The 16,877-nt window shown below is 53.8% G+C and carries 17 protein-coding genes and 1 pseudogene; 5 read left to right on the top strand and 13 right to left on the bottom strand.

Going from position 1 to position 16,877, the window contains the following annotated elements; translation table 11 throughout:
- Positions 1-2 precede the first annotated feature (2 nt).
- Positions 3-844, top strand: a pseudogene (gene kduI / locus ABKW30_RS09480) (5-dehydro-4-deoxy-D-glucuronate isomerase).
- A 1,017-nt stretch (positions 845-1,861) separates the two neighbouring features.
- Positions 1,862-2,011, top strand: a complete 150-nt coding sequence (locus tag ABKW30_RS09475) for a hypothetical protein (RefSeq protein WP_348598630.1) — start codon at positions 1,862-1,864, stop codon at positions 2,009-2,011.
- An 8-nt stretch (positions 2,012-2,019) separates the two neighbouring features.
- Here the strand turns inward: ABKW30_RS09475 and mnhG are convergent, their stop codons facing one another.
- The 7 genes from mnhG to ABKW30_RS09440 all read right to left on the bottom strand — a co-directional run bounded on the left by mnhG (position 2,020) and on the right by ABKW30_RS09440 (position 8,496).
- On the bottom strand, positions 2,020-2,406 hold the full coding sequence (gene mnhG / locus ABKW30_RS09470; RefSeq protein WP_348598628.1) for a monovalent cation/H(+) antiporter subunit G: 387 nt from the start codon (positions 2,404-2,406) through the stop codon (positions 2,020-2,022).
- Positions 2,403-2,684: a K+/H+ antiporter subunit F gene (locus ABKW30_RS09465; RefSeq protein ID WP_348598627.1), complete on the bottom strand. Its 282-nt coding sequence runs from the start codon at positions 2,682-2,684 to the stop codon at positions 2,403-2,405. Before ABKW30_RS09465 ends, mnhG begins: the two co-directional genes overlap by 4 nt.
- Positions 2,681-3,166: a Na+/H+ antiporter subunit E gene (locus tag ABKW30_RS09460; RefSeq protein WP_348598625.1), complete on the bottom strand. Its 486-nt coding sequence runs from the start codon at positions 3,164-3,166 to the stop codon at positions 2,681-2,683. The genes ABKW30_RS09465 and ABKW30_RS09460 overlap by 4 nt, the downstream gene beginning before the upstream one ends.
- Positions 3,163-4,785: a monovalent cation/H+ antiporter subunit D gene (locus ABKW30_RS09455; RefSeq protein WP_348598623.1), complete on the bottom strand. Its 1,623-nt coding sequence runs from the start codon at positions 4,783-4,785 to the stop codon at positions 3,163-3,165. Before ABKW30_RS09455 ends, ABKW30_RS09460 begins: the two co-directional genes overlap by 4 nt.
- A complete protein-coding gene (locus ABKW30_RS09450) occupies positions 4,785-5,126 on the bottom strand; it encodes a Na+/H+ antiporter subunit C (protein WP_348598621.1) in 342 nt (113 codons plus the stop codon). The genes ABKW30_RS09455 and ABKW30_RS09450 overlap by 1 nt, the downstream gene beginning before the upstream one ends.
- Positions 5,126-8,044 carry a monovalent cation/H+ antiporter subunit A gene (locus ABKW30_RS09445; protein ID WP_348598619.1) on the bottom strand — a complete coding sequence of 973 codons (2,919 nt, stop codon included), beginning with the start codon at positions 8,042-8,044 and terminating at the stop codon, positions 5,126-5,128. Before ABKW30_RS09445 ends, ABKW30_RS09450 begins: the two co-directional genes overlap by 1 nt.
- A gap of 68 nt (positions 8,045-8,112) precedes the next feature.
- Positions 8,113-8,496, bottom strand: coding sequence for a helix-turn-helix domain-containing protein (locus ABKW30_RS09440; RefSeq protein WP_348598617.1), 384 nt, complete (start codon positions 8,494-8,496; stop codon positions 8,113-8,115).
- Positions 8,497-8,559: 63 nt separating this feature from the next.
- Between ABKW30_RS09440 and ABKW30_RS09435 the strand changes: the two genes are divergently transcribed.
- Complete coding sequence (locus ABKW30_RS09435; protein ID WP_348598616.1) at positions 8,560-8,748, top strand: hypothetical protein; 189 nt, start codon at positions 8,560-8,562, stop codon at positions 8,746-8,748.
- A gap of 194 nt (positions 8,749-8,942) precedes the next feature.
- On the opposite strand, the gene ABKW30_RS09430 is transcribed toward ABKW30_RS09435, so the two are convergent.
- From ABKW30_RS09430 to ABKW30_RS09405, 6 genes are all read right to left on the bottom strand, one after another.
- Complete coding sequence (locus tag ABKW30_RS09430) at positions 8,943-9,914, bottom strand: ROK family protein (RefSeq protein WP_348598614.1); 972 nt, start codon at positions 9,912-9,914, stop codon at positions 8,943-8,945.
- A gap of 4 nt (positions 9,915-9,918) precedes the next feature.
- On the bottom strand, positions 9,919-10,626 hold the full coding sequence (locus ABKW30_RS09425) for a ribulose-phosphate 3-epimerase (protein WP_348598613.1): 708 nt from the start codon (positions 10,624-10,626) through the stop codon (positions 9,919-9,921).
- A gap of 1 nt (position 10,627) precedes the next feature.
- Positions 10,628-11,431 carry an alpha/beta hydrolase gene (locus tag ABKW30_RS09420; RefSeq protein WP_348598611.1) on the bottom strand — a complete coding sequence of 268 codons (804 nt, stop codon included), beginning with the start codon at positions 11,429-11,431 and terminating at the stop codon, positions 10,628-10,630.
- 5 nt (positions 11,432-11,436) lie between these two features.
- A complete protein-coding gene (locus ABKW30_RS09415; protein ID WP_348598609.1) occupies positions 11,437-12,267 on the bottom strand; it encodes a sugar phosphate isomerase/epimerase in 831 nt (276 codons plus the stop codon).
- Positions 12,267-13,340, bottom strand: a complete 1,074-nt coding sequence (locus ABKW30_RS09410; RefSeq protein WP_348598607.1) for a Gfo/Idh/MocA family oxidoreductase — start codon at positions 13,338-13,340, stop codon at positions 12,267-12,269. Before ABKW30_RS09410 ends, ABKW30_RS09415 begins: the two co-directional genes overlap by 1 nt.
- 251 nt (positions 13,341-13,591) lie before the next feature.
- Complete coding sequence (locus tag ABKW30_RS09405; RefSeq protein WP_348598605.1) at positions 13,592-14,800, bottom strand: ROK family transcriptional regulator; 1,209 nt, start codon at positions 14,798-14,800, stop codon at positions 13,592-13,594.
- A 272-nt stretch (positions 14,801-15,072) separates the two neighbouring features.
- On the opposite strand from ABKW30_RS09405, the gene ABKW30_RS09400 reads away from it, so the two are divergent.
- Positions 15,073-15,816: an ATP-binding cassette domain-containing protein gene (locus ABKW30_RS09400; protein WP_348598603.1), complete on the top strand. Its 744-nt coding sequence runs from the start codon at positions 15,073-15,075 to the stop codon at positions 15,814-15,816.
- 46 nt (positions 15,817-15,862) lie between these two features.
- Positions 15,863-16,843, top strand: coding sequence for an ABC transporter permease (locus ABKW30_RS09395; protein ID WP_348598999.1), 981 nt, complete (start codon positions 15,863-15,865; stop codon positions 16,841-16,843).
- The last annotated feature ends 34 nt before the right edge of the window (positions 16,844-16,877 follow it).

Raw genomic sequence — 16,877 nt, 5'->3', positions numbered from 1 at the left:
CCGTGACAATTTCTGTAAATGTTTACCAGGTTGTTGGCCCGGAAGATGCCGCAAGGCGCAATACGCAAGGATTGCGAGAAGGATTTCTCGCAGGAGGACTTTTTTCCAAAGGCAGCATCAATCTCACCTACAGCCATCTTGATCGGATGATCGTCGGTGGAATTGTTCCAACAAGCGAAACCCTGATAATCGATCATGTCAAGGAAACGGGGACCAGTCGGTTCCTCGAGCGCCGCGAAGCCGCTATTCTGAACATCGGGGAAGTGGGAAGGTCGTCATCAACGGTGTCGAATATCGACTTGGGTTTCAAGATTCACTTTATGTCGGCATGGGGCAGGGGGCACTGTTTTTTCAAAGTGACGACCAGGATAATCCCGCCGAATTTTATCTTCTAAGCACTCCGGCACACAGGGTCTGTCCGACCGTCCTCATTACACCCGATATGGCAAAAAAGGTGCGCATGGGCTCTGCTGAAGAGGCCAATGCGCGGACGATCAACCAATATCTACACCCGGATGTCTGTGAAAGCTGCCAGCTATTAGCGGGACTAACCATATTTGAGGCTGGTTCCGTCTGGAACACCATGCCGGCACATCTGCATGACAGGCGAATGGAGGTCTATCTCTATTTCGGGATGGAAGAGGCGACGCGCGTCTTTCACTTTATGGGAGAGCCTCACGAAACCCGGCATCTTGTGCTCAAAAACCATGATGCGGTTCTGTCTCCGGGCTGGTCAATCCATTCAGGTGCCGGTACCGGGCGATATTCCTTCATTTGGGCAATGGCAGGTGACAACATGAGCTTCACCGACATGGACAAGGTGCCAATGGACAGTCTGAAGTAACCGCTGTCCAGCACAATCGCGTGGATTGATCACCGGGGAATTTTGGCCAATGGTGAAATGATCTGCCATACCCAAAGGCAACTCAGGTTCGCATCCGAGATAAATCGGGACGCCAACAGCCAGCGCCAAGACAGGGCTGCCACTGCATTGCCGATTTATTCGTAGACTGTCACTATGAGGTTGGTGACGAGTATTAGGCCGATAGTTGTCAGAGACATAAAAGCGATTAGATCATTCATCGAAATGACCCTCCTGTAACCGGATATGTCCATTATACGCCTTCAGTCCGAGTATTTCGAGTGATTCTTCACGCCGGCTCGGAATGGTGGCAGCGCTAGTTGGACAGGCAATATTGCCACAATGGCTTTGTCCAGTCAGTCAAATCGATGTGGAAAGCCCCGCGTATATTGCCATTCCCGGGCGAAGTGCCTCCAATTATCGTAACCAGTCAAAGCCAAGCCAACCCTTCCGAACAATGTATAGAAGCGCACACTCCATTTGGTCTCATATACGTGTCTTGTTCATTTAAAGTGATATCGATACAACTCCATTGTTCAGGCTGTTAGTATAGTAAGTTGGCATCGCATATATTACTTGTTGTTTCACAAATGTTCCAAGGTCTGGTCTCTTGACAACAGATGAAATCTGCATTGAAAATTTTGAAGTTCAATCGGACGGCTCCGCGCGTTTTGATATCGTTCTGCCCTTGGTGGTTGTTTCTGGATGGACGTTGTACAAAAATTCGAACCAGCAATGGACCCTGTGTCCGCCACACACTCAACGGCGAGGTGCAATCCTGCTTGCTGATCATGTCTATCGTGCCATCAAGGCGGAGGCCATCAATCTGATATCCCCCGAGAGTATCTAATCACAGGTAACCGAAACTCTGTTGAGCTGCGCATGCAAGGTGAGCAGACGGCGACAAAAAGCATATGCAGGATGCAACGCATGGACCGGAACATAAGGTGCTGACTTTCGTTCATCTATAATGAAAGTCCTTCAGACGGTACAGAAACCATGATTGAATATGTGTGGGTGCTCGTCGTGCTTGCAGGCCCGGTGCTGTTGGGAATCGTCATTGCGGCAAAGCAATGGTTGGCTGTCCGTTCAGGCCCGAAGGGGTCGGGATACAAAAACGAACGGCCAAAACAGCGCGACAATACTTGATATAAGGCTCAGTGTTCAGGCCCATCCCGTGCGGATCGAGGCAAATCGGCCTTGATGCCAAATGGGGGGACACCTTCATTGCCTTCCGTCCGGTCACGATAGAGAGCGGCCCGCCCAAGCAGCATAAGTGTAATCGGTGTCGTTATGGTTATAAACAAGGCAATCAGTATCTCGTGTACGACAGGTCTTGACTGGAGGATGGTGAAGTAGATGACTGAAGCGATTAGAATGCCTCCAGTTCCACATGTCGTACCGAGAGTGGGTGCATGGATTCGCTCATAGAAGCTCTGCAGCCGCAGGAGGCCGATTGCTCCCAGAAGCGTCAGCCCTGATCCCACAAGAACGAAAAACGCCGTCAGCAAAGCGGCCCATATAGGGATGTCGCCATGGGTCATTCAATGACTTCCCCTCGCATGAGAAATTTGGCCAAAGCCACCGTGGAAACAAATCCCAGAAGCGCAATGACAAGGGCAGATTCGAAGTATATGGAGGTACCCGTACGAATGCCGAAGGTCAGAAGAAGAAGCATGGCACTGACGTAAAGCGTGTCGATACCCAGAACCCGATCCTGAGCGCGCGGCCCGATGACAAGACGAAGCACCGCGCAGGTCATGGCGAGGACAAGAAAACCCTGCGCGACCGTGAGGGACCAGAAAAGGATGGCGCTGCTCATGCAAATATCTCCATCAGAGGCTGCTCGTAACGCTGTTTGATAAGCTTTATCAATTGCCGTTCGTCCATCAGGTCGAGGACGTGAATCAGTAAACTGCTATTGGCGGACTGATACTCAATCCAGGCAGTGCCAGGGGTGCTGGTAATGATACAAGCCAGTACCGCCAGAGCATTGTGGTCGCGCAGTTCCAGAGGGACAGAGACGAAGCCTGACACCCGTGCCGTTCTTTTGCCGCGGAGCAGAATCCCCGTCAAAGCGATGTTGGACCGCAGAATATCAATCAGTACGTCGAGGAACAATCGTACGATCAGATCCAGACGGCTCAATCGGGGTTTTGCCGGTTGCAGCACCGCCATTGCCCGGGACGCACCAGAAGCGATGAGACTTCCAAGCACAAAATGGGCGACCGACAATCCATTGAGCATGATCCAGACAATGAGCAAGAACAATGTCAGGAATGGGTGAGGGAGCCAGCGGCTCATTGATCTGCTCCTTCAGGCGTGAGTGCTTTTGGCGCGGACATAACGGCACGAATATAGTTTTGGGGATCATACAGCGATCTGGCAGTAGCATCCATGTAGCCCATCGCCGGGCCAGCCTGTACCGCAAGCTGAAGGCAAAGCATGAGGAGGAGAACAATTGGCAATAGTTCCGAGATAAGGACCCTCGGAACTGTCCCTTCAATTGGAGCCCAGAATATCCGGATACCTGCGCGCGTCATAGCGATGAGCGCTGACAAGCCCGAGAGGATAAGCAATGTTACCAATACCCAGGTCATAGTTGAAATGGCGGCACCTGCACCAAGGCCGCCCGGATTGAACAGCGCGGTTAATAACGCGAATTTGGCAATGAATCCCGAAAGAGGCGGTAGCCCCGCAAGAAGAAGGCCGCAGGCGGCAAAACAAATACCCAAAATGACGAGCGTAGACGGAACGGCAATACCAACTTCTTCATCAACGGCTTCCTCCTCGTCACCGAATGCTTCCCGCGTAACTGCCAGAACATTTGCTGTGATGTCCTGCGCCCGGTCCACCAATTCTGTCAAAAGGAAGAACGCGCTGATCGCCAGCGTTGAGCTGACCATATAATATAAAGCGCCCGTCGTTACTGCGACATCTGCCATGCCGATGGCTGCAAGCAATGTGCCCGAGGATGCCAGGACGGTGAAACCGCCCAGCCGGCCCATGCTCTGGGATGCAAGCACACCGATCGCGCCAAAGCCCAGCGTAGCCATGCCGCCCAGCAACAGCCAGGAGGCGCCAAATCCGGAGGACACGCCGGCATCGGCGCCAAACAGCAGCAGCGACAGTCGCAAGATGACATAAATTCCGACTTTGCTCAGGATCGCGAACACAGCTGCAACTGGCGCTGCTGCTGCGGTATAGGCCGCAGGTAGCCAGAAACTTAGCGGCCACATGCCTGCCTTGGCCAGAAAAGCCACGCCAAGCAGCGCAGCACCAGCTTCCAGAAGCATTCGATCCCTTGCCGGAACCAAGGGGACGCGAACAGCCAGATCAGCCATGTTCAATGTCCCCGTTACGCCGTAAATCAGGCTCACCCCGATCAGGAACAGAGAGGCAGCAGCGAGATTGATAACGATGTAGTGCAATCCGGCCTTGACGCGCAGTTGCCCTGAACCATGTAAAATCAGGCCGTAGGAGGCTGCCAGCATGACCTCGAAGAATACAAAAAGGTTGAAGATATCCCCGGTAAGGAATGCGCCGTTAACGCCCATCAGAAGAAACTGGAACAATGTATGGAAATGCGGGCCGCCCTTGTGCCACCGGGCAAGCGAAAAAATCAGGGATGATGCCGCCAGCACTGCCGTTAACAGGAGCATCAAGGCTGAAAGCCGATCAAGGACAAGAACAATGCCGAATGGTGCCGGCCAGTTGCCGAGAAGGTAAACACCGTCGGCAGATGGGGCTGCTGCAGCTGCAGCATTCAGAAGCATAATAGCAATTATCAGCAGCGTCAGGGTCGAGAGAACACCCACGGTTGCCTTGAAAAAATGCCGCCGTTCATCAAACAACAGCAGGAATGCTCCCGTCGTCAATGGCAGTATTACCGGAAGGATCATGAGATGATCGGTCCACCGCATTAGTTTGGTTCCTTGCCATCGACATGATCACTTCCCGTCAACCCGCGCGAGACAAGCAGAACGACAAGAAACAGCGCTGTTGTTGCGAAACCTATAACAATTGCTGTCAAGACAAGCGCCTGCGGTAGAGGGTCGGTGTATTCCAGGGGATTGATACCCGCTCCGGACTTCAGAACGGGTGGCGCATTCATTCGAAGCCTTCCCATACTGAAGATGAAAAGATTGACGGCATAGGCAATCAGGGAAAGCCCGATGATGACCTGATAGGTGCGGGAGCGCAGAAGCAGCCAGACACCTGATCCTGCGAGGACGCCTATAGCAACTGCGAGGATAAATTCCATCAGGCTTTCTCCCCGGCTGCAGGCGTGGCGGCGCGGGCGGCTCGCAGACTGCGAATGGACTGATGGGCGAGAGCAATCAGCATCAATACTGTTGCACCAACAACGAGCGAGAACACACCGAGATCAAACAGCGTCGCACTTGCCGCAGGCACCTGACCCAGCAAGGGCAGGTCAACATAGAGCGAGCGCGACGTCAGGAAGGGATAGCCCAGTACCAGAGAGGCAACGCCAACAAACGCTGAAAAAAGCAGGCCGCAGCCAATCCAGACGACTGGCAGAACCTTCAGCCTGTCCTCGGCCAGCCGCGTACCCAGCGCCATATACTGCAGCAAAAAGCCAGCAGCCATGGCGATCCCGGCCGCGAAGCCCCCACCTGGAAGATCGTGACCACGAACGAAGAGATATGCGGAGAACACAATAATGACCGGAAACAACCATTGCATGATGACAGCAGGAATCATGAGGTAGTCGCTCACCGTATCGCCTGACTGGCGATCCGGCTGGGCTTCGTCGAATGCCAACTGTGTCTTTTGCTGTTCAGGAGATTCTACACTGTCAGCGGCAGGACGAAAGCGGCGCAACAGTGCAAAAACCGTTAACGCAACCACCCCAAGAACGGTGATCTCTCCAAAGGTATCAAATGCGCGAAAATCGACCAGGATGACGTTGACAACATTTTTACCTCCACCTTCGCTATATGCCCGTTCCAGGAAGTAATCTGCAATTGTTTCGGGCGAGGCGCGCATCATTACGCCATAGGCAACCATTGTCATTCCGGCACCCACGAAGAGGGCTAGAACCAGATCGGTGAAGCGGAAAAAGTTGAATCTTGTTTTTCCTGAATCAGCCATATCGTTCAACTGGCGCTTTGGCAGCCAGCGCAGGCCAAGCAGAATGAGCACCATGGTTACAATTTCGACCAGTAGTTGAGTGAGTGCAAGATCCGGCGCGGAAAGCCAGACGAAGGTTGCGGATGTAACCAGACCTGCACCGCCAAGAAGAATAAGTGCGGCCAGACGATGGAATTTTGCCTGATAGGCGGCGCCGATCGAACAGGCTATGCCTATCATCCACATGGCAAGAAAGATCGGGTCGGCTCCTGCCCATGTGAAGAGACCGGGGTCAAAGCCGAGGCTGTACAGCGGTCCCAAGGCGGCGACGAAGGCCACAACAACCAGCATACGGAGTTGCGGTTGCAAACGTCGTGTGCCGAGATGGCTTTCCAGATAACGCGCCCCGCGCCATGAAATCGTCACCAGTACCAGTTCAAAAATGCGCTGGCCCCTGATGTGACGGAATATGGGCGGACCGTCTTTGCACCGAGCCAGATAGTTCCGCAGAAGAATGTACAGGATAATGCCCGCTATAAGTGCAACACCGCTCATGACAAGGGGAAGCGTCAATCCATGCCAGATGGCCAGACTGTATTCGGGCGTCTGCGCGCCGAGGACCGAATTTACTGCAATGTGGAGAAAAGGGCCAACGGTCAAAGCGGGTAAAATACCGATAAGAAGGCAGGCTATGACGAGCAGCAGTATCGGAAACAGCATCCAGAATGGCGGTTCATGCGGCTGGCGTGGCAGATCTGCAGCAGGTGGTCCGAAGAATACCCCGTGAATAAAGCGAACCGAATAGGCGACAGCGAATGCGCTGGCCAGCACGGCAGCATAGGGCGCGGCGGTGTCAAGAATGGAATTGGCATGGGTTTCGATGGCTTCGGCAAAGAACATTTCCTTGGAAAGGAACCCGTTGAGGAGTGGCACCCCAGCCATTGATGCGCTTGCCACCATGGCAAGTGTCGCAGTAACGGGCATGAAGCGGAAAAGACCACTCAGACGCCGCATGTCGCGGGTACCGCTTTCATGGTCGATAATGCCCGCAGCCATAAAGAGAGAAGCCTTGAATATGGCATGATTCATCATATGGAAAATTGCAGCGACTGCCCCAAGCGAGCTGCCAAGGCTGAGGAGCAGGGTGATCAGGCCAAGGTGACTGATGGTCGAATATGCAAGCAACCCTTTTATATCCTGCTGAAAGATGGCGAAATATGCCCCCAGAACCAGCGACATCATCCCTGCCAGCCCGACGATCCAGAACCACTCATAAGAACCCGCGAGGACTGGCCAGAACCTTGCCATCAAAAATACGCCGGCCTTAACCAGCGTCGCCGAATGCAGATACGCGGAAACAGGCGTCGGAGCGGACATTGCGCTTGGCAACCAGAAATGGAAAGGAAACTGGGCGCTCTTTGTCAAAGCCCCCAGGAGGACGAAAACCAGGACGGGCAGATAGAGTTCATGAGAACGGATCATGTCTCCCGATGCCAGCACATGATCAAGATCATAACTACCGACGATATGCCCGATCAGTAACACGCCCACCAGCAGGCCAAGCCCTCCAATACCGGTAATGGTCAGTGCCATACGGGCACCAGTGCGCGCATTGGCGTTGTGGTGCCAGTAACCGATCAGCAGGAACGAAAATATGCCGGTCATTTCCCAGAAGACAACCAGAAGGATCAGGTTGCCTGAATTGACGATGCCAAGCATTGCTCCCATGAATGCCAGGAAGAACGCGTAGAACCGCGACACCGGATCGTCCGGCGACATGTAATAGCGGGTGTAAACCACAACAAGAAAGCCAATACCGCTCACCAGCATGGTGAACAGCCAGGCAAATCCGTCCATTCGCAGAGAAAAACTCAGTCCAAGTGCCGGAATCCACTCAGTTTGGCTGCGAACTGTCTCGCCAGCGGAAATGCCCGGATAAAAAGTGCATGTCAACGTTAATACCGCCAAAGCGACAATACCCGCCAGCCATACCTCGGCGTTGCGGGCATTCGAAGGCAGAACGGCAGCCAAAAGACTGCCCAGGAATGGCAGGCCGACTACAAGTATGAGTGACGCGGTATCGGTCATCGTGAGCAGCCACTTGAGTAGGAATTAAACATCATTGCTCGATGTCGCCATTACGGTTAACTTGCTGATTATTGGTTTTGCTTTTTTTGCGAACCAACGGGGGACCCGCTCTCTGTCGACTTCAATTTGTGACCAACCTCGACGATTGCATGGAGCGCTGGCACCAGTTCCTTTCCAAGTGACGTAAGCGCATATTCGACCGTAGGCGGAGAGGTGGGCTGTATCGCCCGGGTAAGAACTCCTCGAGCTTCCAATTCCTTAAGCCGTTGCGACAAGACCTTTGCCGATACCGGCATAATATCAACGCGCAGTTCACTGAACCGACGAGGACCGGCGCGCAGATTCCAGATTACGTTCGGCGCCCAGGCGCCTGCGATGATCGACAGGCACTCGGTTAGCGCATACGATTCCGGTGGCGGTGTGCTCCGGTTTTTTCGGATTTTGAGGCTCATTGGACGTCCCGGTTACCTGCGAGAAACCAGAATATGTGGTAACTTATGGAAACGAAGTTGGCAATGGTAACGAGCACTCATAAGTTTGTGTCATCAACCGAACCAATCGAGGTTTTCAATGCTACTCTGCTATGGGCTTGGCGCCTGTTCCCTTTTATCCGGATCATCCTGATAAAACTCGACCTGTCATTCAACGTTATCCAGGTCGATATGAAAGCAGGTACGACGAAAAAGGTTCTGACCACAATATGATCAGCTCGAGAGGTGATGCCCCGGTTCCCGGAACTGAATCCGGCGTAATGATCATCGAAAATCCGGACATCCTGCATCGCGCCGATCAGGTGCCCCGATATGAACTTGCACCTACCATGGCGCAGACGAAAAGAACAAGATGAGGCCCGGTCGCCGGTAGTGTCCCATCCGGGCCCAGCCGCCCCTTGTTGAATTCATCCAGTTCCGCCAGCCCTGCTGTCGGCTTTCGCCATGGCGAGTGAAGCGACACCAAAAAGCCCGGCATTGTCGCCGAGCTCTGCTGCGACGACTTCCACCTGCTTGAAGGGGCCCATTGCCTCTTTTTGAATTACAGCATGGATTTCGTCTTTGAGAAGATCGAAAGCCTGAGACACGCCTCCACCCATGATTACCCGCTCCGGGCTGAACAGATGGATGAGATTGGTAAAACCTACGCCCAGATACCATGCTTCGTCTTTGAGCAAGGCGATGCACTCCGGGTCCATTTCCCGCGCGCCGGCAACAACGTGGCGCGACTGGATTTTTTCCGTCAAAGCTTTTTTACCAAGAAAGCCTGCGGTATTGCCTAACGCTATTTCACTGGCCCGTTTACCGAGCGCAGTGCCTGCGGCAAATGCCTCAAAACAGCCGGTGCGTCCGCAGGAGCAAACCGGTCCGGCCGCAGCCATTCGAAAGTGGCCTACATGGGCTGCAAGCCCGCGGCGGCCATGCAAGAGGCGGCCATCCATGACAACCCCGCCGCCGATGCCCGTGCTGACGGTAACGAAAACAAGATTATCAAGCCCGCGCCCGGCACCTTGCTTCCATTCGCCGTAAGCGGCGGCAATCCCGTCATTTTCAACAATGGCCGGAAGATTAAAGAGGTCGGACAAACGCTGCTTTAACGGGAATTGCTCCCAGCCGGGTAACGTCGGTATGTGATCCACGATACCCGATACAGTATCCAGTGGTCCGGGCGCAGCGATACCCACAGCCTTTATTGCTGTGAAGTCGATACCGGGAGCCACCTCTTTGGCCAGTTGCGAAAGCTGCAACACAACGCCTTCCGGGCCACCAGCGATATCGGTCGCTCCAGCTGCCCTCCTGATGATGGAATTTTTACCGGCGAGCGCGGCTCTGACCTGGGTTCCTCCAAGATCGAAACCAAGAGAGTAGCATTCTTCCATAATCTCAGCTCTTACCTTGCTGGGCGTGAACCCACGCGATGCGTGCTTCCAAATCATCGCTGTTGAAGGCCAGCGACCCCATGACGACGGTGTCGGCGCCGGCTTTGCGTAGATCCGGCACGGTCTCTTCCCGAATGCCTCCGTCCGCAGCGAGGAGAACGCGATGGGGCGGGTTTTGATTTGCGATAAGCTGTTTTGCTGCCTGCAATCGCGCCCCGGCCTGACTATCCAGGCTTTGGCCTTTCACACCGATCCGGGTTCCCAGCAATGTAACCATACTGATCTGGTTTATACAGGGAACAAATGCAGAGACAGACGTCTGTAGTTGCAGAACAAGCCCTGCTTTCAATCCCAAGTTTTCAATCAGTTGCAGAACGCTTTCAAGATTGCTGTTTTCGGCGTGAACACTGATGAGATCGGCACCTGAATCGGCAAATTGCCTGATTTGGTCCGGAAGTATGCTATCTGACACCATGAGATGAACATGCAAAGGTTTTACCGTACGTTTGCGGCATACTGATACAAGATCGGGAAAAAACAGCATGGCAGGTGAGAAGTGGCCGTCGGCAACGTCAATGTGATAGATATCGACGGCGCTGTCGACACGATCGATCTCTCCGGCCAATTGCCCGAGATCGGCGGACCACAGTGAAAACTCGGCAAGCAGCCGGTCAAAGGGCAGTGTTTCGGGCCAGTCTTGCCGGGGGGGCATTTCAAAGCCCTTTCAGAAACGAAGATAGTGCTGCCCGGAAGTCGTTACGATAGGCATCAGGGTTCGTAGCCTTGGGTGTGATTTCGACAAACTGTGCGTGCCCAATCAAGCTGGCCAGCTCTCTGCCGTAAGCGATCGGGTGGACCATGTCGCGTTCACAGGCAACGATCAATGTCGGGACCGTTATGGAGCGGATATCATTTTCCGTAATGCCGGGACCGCTGCCGGAAATCGACAGCAGCAGTCGGGAAGTTACAGAACCCGGTTCTCTCGAAAAGAAGCTCCGCAACGATGCAAGATTGTCCGGCGCATAACGGGACAGCTCGGCGGCGATGGATGATGTTTCAAAATGCCGGCGTGCTTCCTGGGCGGGATAGTCACGCAAAAGTTCACCAACATAGGCGTTGGGCGCCATATTTTGCGGAGCGGGATCGGTCAGCCAGGCGGGCCGGGCAAGAATCAGGGCGCTGACGAGATCCGGTCGCGTAACCGTAAGCCGAAGTGCCATCGCCGCCCCCATCGAGATGCCGCCAACGACGCACATCCCCAATCTCCTGTCCTCGATTGCAGTGGCGAGATCATCGGTGAATGCCGGTATCGAAAAAGCAGAAGGATTGCCAGCTTCAGATTGACCGTGGCCGCGGCATTCCAATGTCAGGCACTGATGTCCTTCGTCAAAGGGAAAGACCTGCGCCGGTTGCGCAGCATCCCCGCAAAGCCCGTGCTGTAATATGACAGGTCGGCCTTCACCCAAACGCGATAGGGCAAGCTTTGTGTTCAGGGCTCCCCGGACAGTGGTTATCATCGTCGTCAGCCACCTTTTGAAAGTGTGGTTTTCAGAAAAACGGCCACACCTTCCGCTTCACCTGACGCCAGTCCATGAGTGATCAGACTGCCTTCAAACCCGGCTTTTTCCAACGCTGCCAGATAATGCCCGTAGTCAAGAACGCCTTTTCCGGCAGTGGCAAAATTTCCATCGGCATTGCGGTCTTTGGCATGGGCTATTTCTATCCGGTCCTTCAAAAGGTCGATTGCATTTTCAACGATCAGCCGCCGTGTCGGGGCTTCCTCTGTTTCGAACAGGTTGGCAGGGTCGAATACAATCCGGATACGATCGCTTCCGGCCGTATCGATCAAAGTGCGGGCCCGCCGGGCCGAATTTACAACATTGCCAAGTTCAGGCTCGACCCCGACCAGGACATCAAATCGTTCCGCAATAACGAGCTGGGCCTGAAACTCGAGGAGCATGTCGGTCCAGGCGGATTCACCTTGATTGTCGGGATGATGCCGCCATTGGTCCAGCGGGTCACGGCTTCCGGTGCAGACGGTCAATAGTCGCGAGCCGATGGCGTTTGAAGCTGCGGCAATCGCCTCAAAGCTTCGGCGTCCCGCTTCACGCAACGCTACGTCAGGATGGATCATATTATAGGTGGCGGAAATTGCAGCGATCTCGACGCCGGTTTCCTCGGAGGCGCTTTTTATTGCTTGAACCACCTGCGGGCTCACGTGCTCCGGCAGGGCGCCGATGCCCGAACACGCCATATTATATTGCACCGAACTGTAACCCGCTTCCGCCGCTGCCCGCAAAACGTCCAATGGCGACGTGCCCGGAAAGGTCTTTGCAAAGATGCCCAGCTTCATCACACCATTCCCGTAACATCATTGAGTTTTACCGGCCTGCCGGTTCCCGCTGATTGCGCAATTGCGGCCATTCCACGAACCGATGCAATTCCGTCATCGATGCTCGATCCAGTCATGGGCGCATTTTTCAAAATGACATCGGAGAACGCTTCCAGCTGACGTCTGTAGAAGTGCCCGTCTGCACCCAGTACACGCGTGGTTTCACCGGTCGCCTCGTGAAAGATGTCGACTTCGCTCGATTTGTATAGCCACGGATTATAGGTTTTGCCCACTATGCTGCCATTTTCACCATAGATCTGGAAGCCTTCGTGCCAGTCCATGCGAACCGCAACCGTCAGGTCAAGATGGCCCATAACCCCGTTTGCAAATTCCACATCGATAAACCAGCAATAGGCTCCGAATTTATGGCGGAACCTTGCGTCGACTTCTACGATCTCTCCTGCAAAATAACGGGCGGTATCCAGAAGATGGCTGCCGTGCGCCAGCATGAAGTATCGTTCGAGATTGGCTTTCGGATTTCCGGAAGGTTTTTTGACTTCAGCACTTTTCACCATCAGCGGTTGAACGGCGTCTGTAACAGCATAGCGATGCGTAGAGTCACAGTACCAAGCCTTGAGCGCCAGCATTTCGCCCATTTCATTATCAATGAAAACTTTGGCGCTTTGCAGTCCGGCATCGAACCTTTTCATATGCCCGACCTGAAGAATCTTGCCGCTCTTTTCGACCGCGAATTTCAATGCCGTGACTTCCTCGACCGATATGCCCAGCGGCTTCTCGCACAGCACGTGTTTTCCCGCTTCAAGAGCTTTGATTGTCGCCGGCACATGAAAAGCATCCGATGTTGCGATAATGACGGCATCAACGTCCGGATCGGAAAGCATGTGTTCGTACTCTGCAAATGCTTTTTTGGGCACATGCGTCTGTTCCATCCGATCCCGAAGGTCATGAGCTACGTCGCAAATTGCGTAAAGCTCGGCATTGTACGCCTTGTTCGCGCTTTCAAAATGCGCTGCCTGTGAAATGGGACCGCATCCCAGAATGCCAACCCTAAGCTGCCTTGACCCATCGTTCATTCTGAAACCTTCCAATTCCTGTTTATCAAGCGTCGCTTTTGGGCCGATAGGCGAGGCGCATCACCAAAATACCCGAAAACAATCTTGCTTCTCCTCCTGGCGGGCCAACGTCCCGCCTCAAACGCAGCTTTTGTCTGTGCCAAGCGCTGCCGGCAATATATGTCACGCAACCTGAAGAGGTGCAATTAGTATCTTTATAAAAGAAATAATATTCAAGCTTGATTCCCAAGCTCGGCCGGTATGGCCGATGATCAAGGTGTCAGCTCGACATCCGCAAGGTCCAGCCGGGAAATGTCGAAGGCGTGGTGATGGGCAATTGTTGCAGCCCCGACAGCACATTCAAAAATGCCAAGTTCCGACAGGCGGACCTGGGGCGGCGGGACGCCGGGGATGATGCCCGCTCCTACAGCTTCCTGAATTTGTGCAAGGCAAGATTGTATGACGGGGCGCATGGTGCCTCCCAGCATAACGGTGGTGGGATTGAACTGATTGACCAGGGTCACGATCCCAAGCGCCATCCAGTGAGCAAAGCTGGCGACTGCAGCCATAGCTTTTTTGTCGCCGCGTTCTGCTGCTGCTACGATGTCTCCCGGCAATGCCGCATACTGGCTTTCACTAAGATCGTCATGCCCGGTATAGGCCCGTGCCAGGGCGCTCAGATTGACCCATGTTTCCAGGCATCCAGTTTGACCACAACTGCATTTTGCACCTTCACCGGATATTCGAATGTGACCAAACTCTCCTGCCGTACCATTTGCCCCACGCAAGAGACGCCCGTTTATAATGGCAGCACCACCGCATCCTTTGCCGAGTTTGAGGAATATCGTGCAAACGCTCGGCAATGCGGGTTGGGTATAAACCGAGCCAAAGGCTGCAGCATTGGCGTTGTTTTCAACATAGCACGGCAAGGTGATCACCTTACTGAGAATTGCAAGCAGGTCGACGGCTTTCCATCCAAGTATTGGCAAGTTAATGACGAAGCCCTCAGACGTGACGACACCCGGCACAGTTACTCCGATACTGTAAATCTTGCCTCCATACCGGATGTCACGCTCAAGAACTGCAAGATGCTCCCCAATGGCCTCTGCGGCATTGATCGGGCTGATATTTTTGCTGACGTGCAGTTCGGATGAAGCGGCAATCCCTGCGGACAGGTCAATGAGTGCGAAGCGCAATATGCCGATGCCGATTTCCACTCCAAGAAAATAAGCGCCCTTTGCATTGAGCGCAACACTGACACCGGGCCTTCCGGGCTCGCGTGACACTGTGTTTTCAAAAGGAGAAAGCTTCACATCATGAACGAGGCCGCGGTCTGACAGACTGTTGATCAGACGCGTAATTGTGGCGGGGGTGACAGATAGATTGCGTGCGATGTCCGCCCGGCTTGCGCCGCCGCGTATCCTGAGCATTGTGAGGATTTTTCGCTCATTTACGAACTTCGCAAGGGTCTGGTCAGCCATTGTTGAATGTTATCCAATGTGAGTGCTGAGGTTTATCGTATGATTTGCTCAAAGTCAGCAACGGGCATCAGTTTCCTTTCAAAAAAAACTAAATGGAATCCTACGCCCGGCTTCTTTTTTACTTTGTTCCGTGTACGATCCCGGTTCAACTTCCTTAAGATCACGCGCTCGAGATCGGCAAAACTAATTTCGGCCGATACGTTGACATCCTCATGTTAATCATATTTGTTTCTTTAAGAAATAAATATGATCCAAGCTTGGGAGGAGATTGGATGCACACGCTCGCCAGTCTCGAGGACATTGTCATGCAATTCGGTGCCATCAGGGCCCTGGATGGCGTCTCGATCGACATACACCGGGGCGAAGTACTCGGTTTGATGGGCGATAACGGTGCCGGAAAGTCGACTCTCGTAAGGACGATTGCGGGGAATTTCCAGCCAACCTCGGGTCGCTATGTTCTTGAGGGAGAGGATATTCAGCTATCCGGGCCAGCCGACGCCCGCCGCCATGGCATAGAGGCCGTCTATCAGGACCTTGCCCTGTGTAACAATTTGACAGCTGCAGCCAATGTTTTTCTCGGCCGGGAAATAACCCGCCGGATAGGTCCGCTTAAGGTCCTTGACCACCGTTCGATGAACAACAGGGCGGCGGAGCTTTTCAGGGAGTTGAAATCGGAAACCCGTCCCGCCGATCTGGTCGAACGGATGTCCGGCGGCCAAAGGCAAGCCGTTGCCATTGCCAGAACGCGCCTCGCCCAATCCAAGATAGTCCTGATGGATGAACCGACGGCTGCAATCAGCGTGAGGCAGGTGGCAGAAGTGCTTGCACTTATCCGGCGCATGAAAGATCAGGGACTATCGGTAATTCTCATAAGTCACCGCATGCCCGATGTTTTCGAGGTGTGCGATCGCGTCGTCGTTATGCGACGGGGCCGGAAGGTAGCTGACAAACAGATTGCAGATACCAGCCCGGAAGAAATCACAGGCCTGATTACAGGTGCAATCCATACCGCTTAGGGCGATAGATTCGGAGTATTCCATGTCTCAAACCAACGGGCCTGACATGAATATCGATCTGCTGAAAGGCAGCGATCGTTCCCTGTTGCAAAGAATGATGCTGACCCAGGAAATGTGGATTGCCATAGCAATTTTCTGTCTGGGCGTAATCGTCTCCCTGATATCAGCAAAATTTGCCACAACCGGAAACCTGCTGAATGTTCTCCAGAACGCCTGCTTCATCGGAATCATGGCTCTGGGCATGACGCCGGTACTCATCAGCGGCGGTATAGATATCTCGGTTGGATCGATATTGGGGCTTTGCGGCGTTACGCTCGGTATCCTGCTGAACGCCGGGGCACCTATTGGCGTCGGCATTGCAGGAGCCCTGCTGCTCGGCGCATTCTGTGGGGCAGTAAACGGATCGATCATAACTTTTGCCAAACTGCCGCCTTTCATCGTGACCTTGGCGACCTTGTCTATTGGACGAAGTCTTGCTCTCGTTGTTACCAACAATGAAGTTTTCTACGAGTTTGGCAGTGCCACCGACTCGATCATTGCACTGGGCGGCGGCTATACATTCGGCCTGCCGAACGTCGTTTATGCCCTCATCATCGGCATTCTTGTGCTGCATTTCCTGCTGAGAATGACACGGTGGGGCAGGTACATTTTTGCCATTGGTGGCAATGAAGATGCAGCGCGGCTGGCCGGTATTCCGGTCGACAGCATCAAGGTGTCGGCTTACGCCTTCAGCGGACTTATGGCGGCTGTCAGCGGTGTATTCCTTGTCGGCTGGCTCGGCGCGGTCACGAATGCCATCGGGACCGGCTACGAACTGCAAGTGATTGCTTCAACGGTGATCGGCGGAGCCTCATTGACTGGCGGGTTCGGTACGGCGTTGGGAGCCGGAATTGGCGCGATCCTTGTCGAGGTTATTCGCAATGCACTTCTGATTGCAGGGGTGAACCCATTCTGGCAGGGCACATTCGTTGGCGGGTTCATCCTGGCTGCAGTGCTTCTGGAGAGGATCCGTTCCTTGCGACGCTAGGCCGGAAACAAGAACAGCGAACAATGGAGGAGAA

It is taken from the genome of Phyllobacterium sp. SB3 (assembly GCF_040009165.1).
Lineage (GTDB): Bacteria > Pseudomonadota > Alphaproteobacteria > Rhizobiales > Rhizobiaceae > Phyllobacterium.
This window is presented reverse-complemented; position numbering and strand designations above follow the sequence as displayed.

Bases quoted from the DNA above. Each gene is read 5' to 3' on its own strand.
- ABKW30_RS09475 (WP_348598630.1), top strand. From the start codon at position 1,862: ATGATTGAATATGTGTGGGTGCTCGTCGTGCTTGCAGGCCCGGTGCTG.
- mnhG (WP_348598628.1), bottom strand. From the start codon at position 2,406: ATGACCCATGGCGACATCCCTATATGGGCCGCTTTGCTGACGGCGTTT.
- ABKW30_RS09465 (WP_348598627.1), bottom strand. From the start codon at position 2,684: ATGAGCAGCGCCATCCTTTTCTGGTCCCTCACGGTCGCGCAGGGTTTT.
- ABKW30_RS09460 (WP_348598625.1), bottom strand. From the start codon at position 3,166: ATGAGCCGCTGGCTCCCTCACCCATTCCTGACATTGTTCTTGCTCATT.
- ABKW30_RS09455 (WP_348598623.1), bottom strand. From the start codon at position 4,785: ATGCGGTGGACCGATCATCTCATGATCCTTCCGGTAATACTGCCATTG.
- ABKW30_RS09450 (WP_348598621.1), bottom strand. From the start codon at position 5,126: ATGGAATTTATCCTCGCAGTTGCTATAGGCGTCCTCGCAGGATCAGGT.
- ABKW30_RS09445 (WP_348598619.1), bottom strand. From the start codon at position 8,044: ATGACCGATACCGCGTCACTCATACTTGTAGTCGGCCTGCCATTCCTG.
- ABKW30_RS09440 (WP_348598617.1), bottom strand. From the start codon at position 8,496: ATGAGCCTCAAAATCCGAAAAAACCGGAGCACACCGCCACCGGAATCG.
- ABKW30_RS09435 (WP_348598616.1), top strand. From the start codon at position 8,560: ATGGTAACGAGCACTCATAAGTTTGTGTCATCAACCGAACCAATCGAG.
- ABKW30_RS09430 (WP_348598614.1), bottom strand. From the start codon at position 9,914: ATGGAAGAATGCTACTCTCTTGGTTTCGATCTTGGAGGAACCCAGGTC.
- ABKW30_RS09425 (WP_348598613.1), bottom strand. From the start codon at position 10,626: ATGCCCCCCCGGCAAGACTGGCCCGAAACACTGCCCTTTGACCGGCTG.
- ABKW30_RS09420 (WP_348598611.1), bottom strand. From the start codon at position 11,431: ATGATAACCACTGTCCGGGGAGCCCTGAACACAAAGCTTGCCCTATCG.
- ABKW30_RS09415 (WP_348598609.1), bottom strand. From the start codon at position 12,267: ATGAAGCTGGGCATCTTTGCAAAGACCTTTCCGGGCACGTCGCCATTG.
- ABKW30_RS09410 (WP_348598607.1), bottom strand. From the start codon at position 13,340: ATGAACGATGGGTCAAGGCAGCTTAGGGTTGGCATTCTGGGATGCGGT.
- ABKW30_RS09405 (WP_348598605.1), bottom strand. From the start codon at position 14,800: ATGGCTGACCAGACCCTTGCGAAGTTCGTAAATGAGCGAAAAATCCTC.
- ABKW30_RS09400 (WP_348598603.1), top strand. From the start codon at position 15,073: ATGCACACGCTCGCCAGTCTCGAGGACATTGTCATGCAATTCGGTGCC.
- ABKW30_RS09395 (WP_348598999.1), top strand. From the start codon at position 15,863: ATGAATATCGATCTGCTGAAAGGCAGCGATCGTTCCCTGTTGCAAAGA.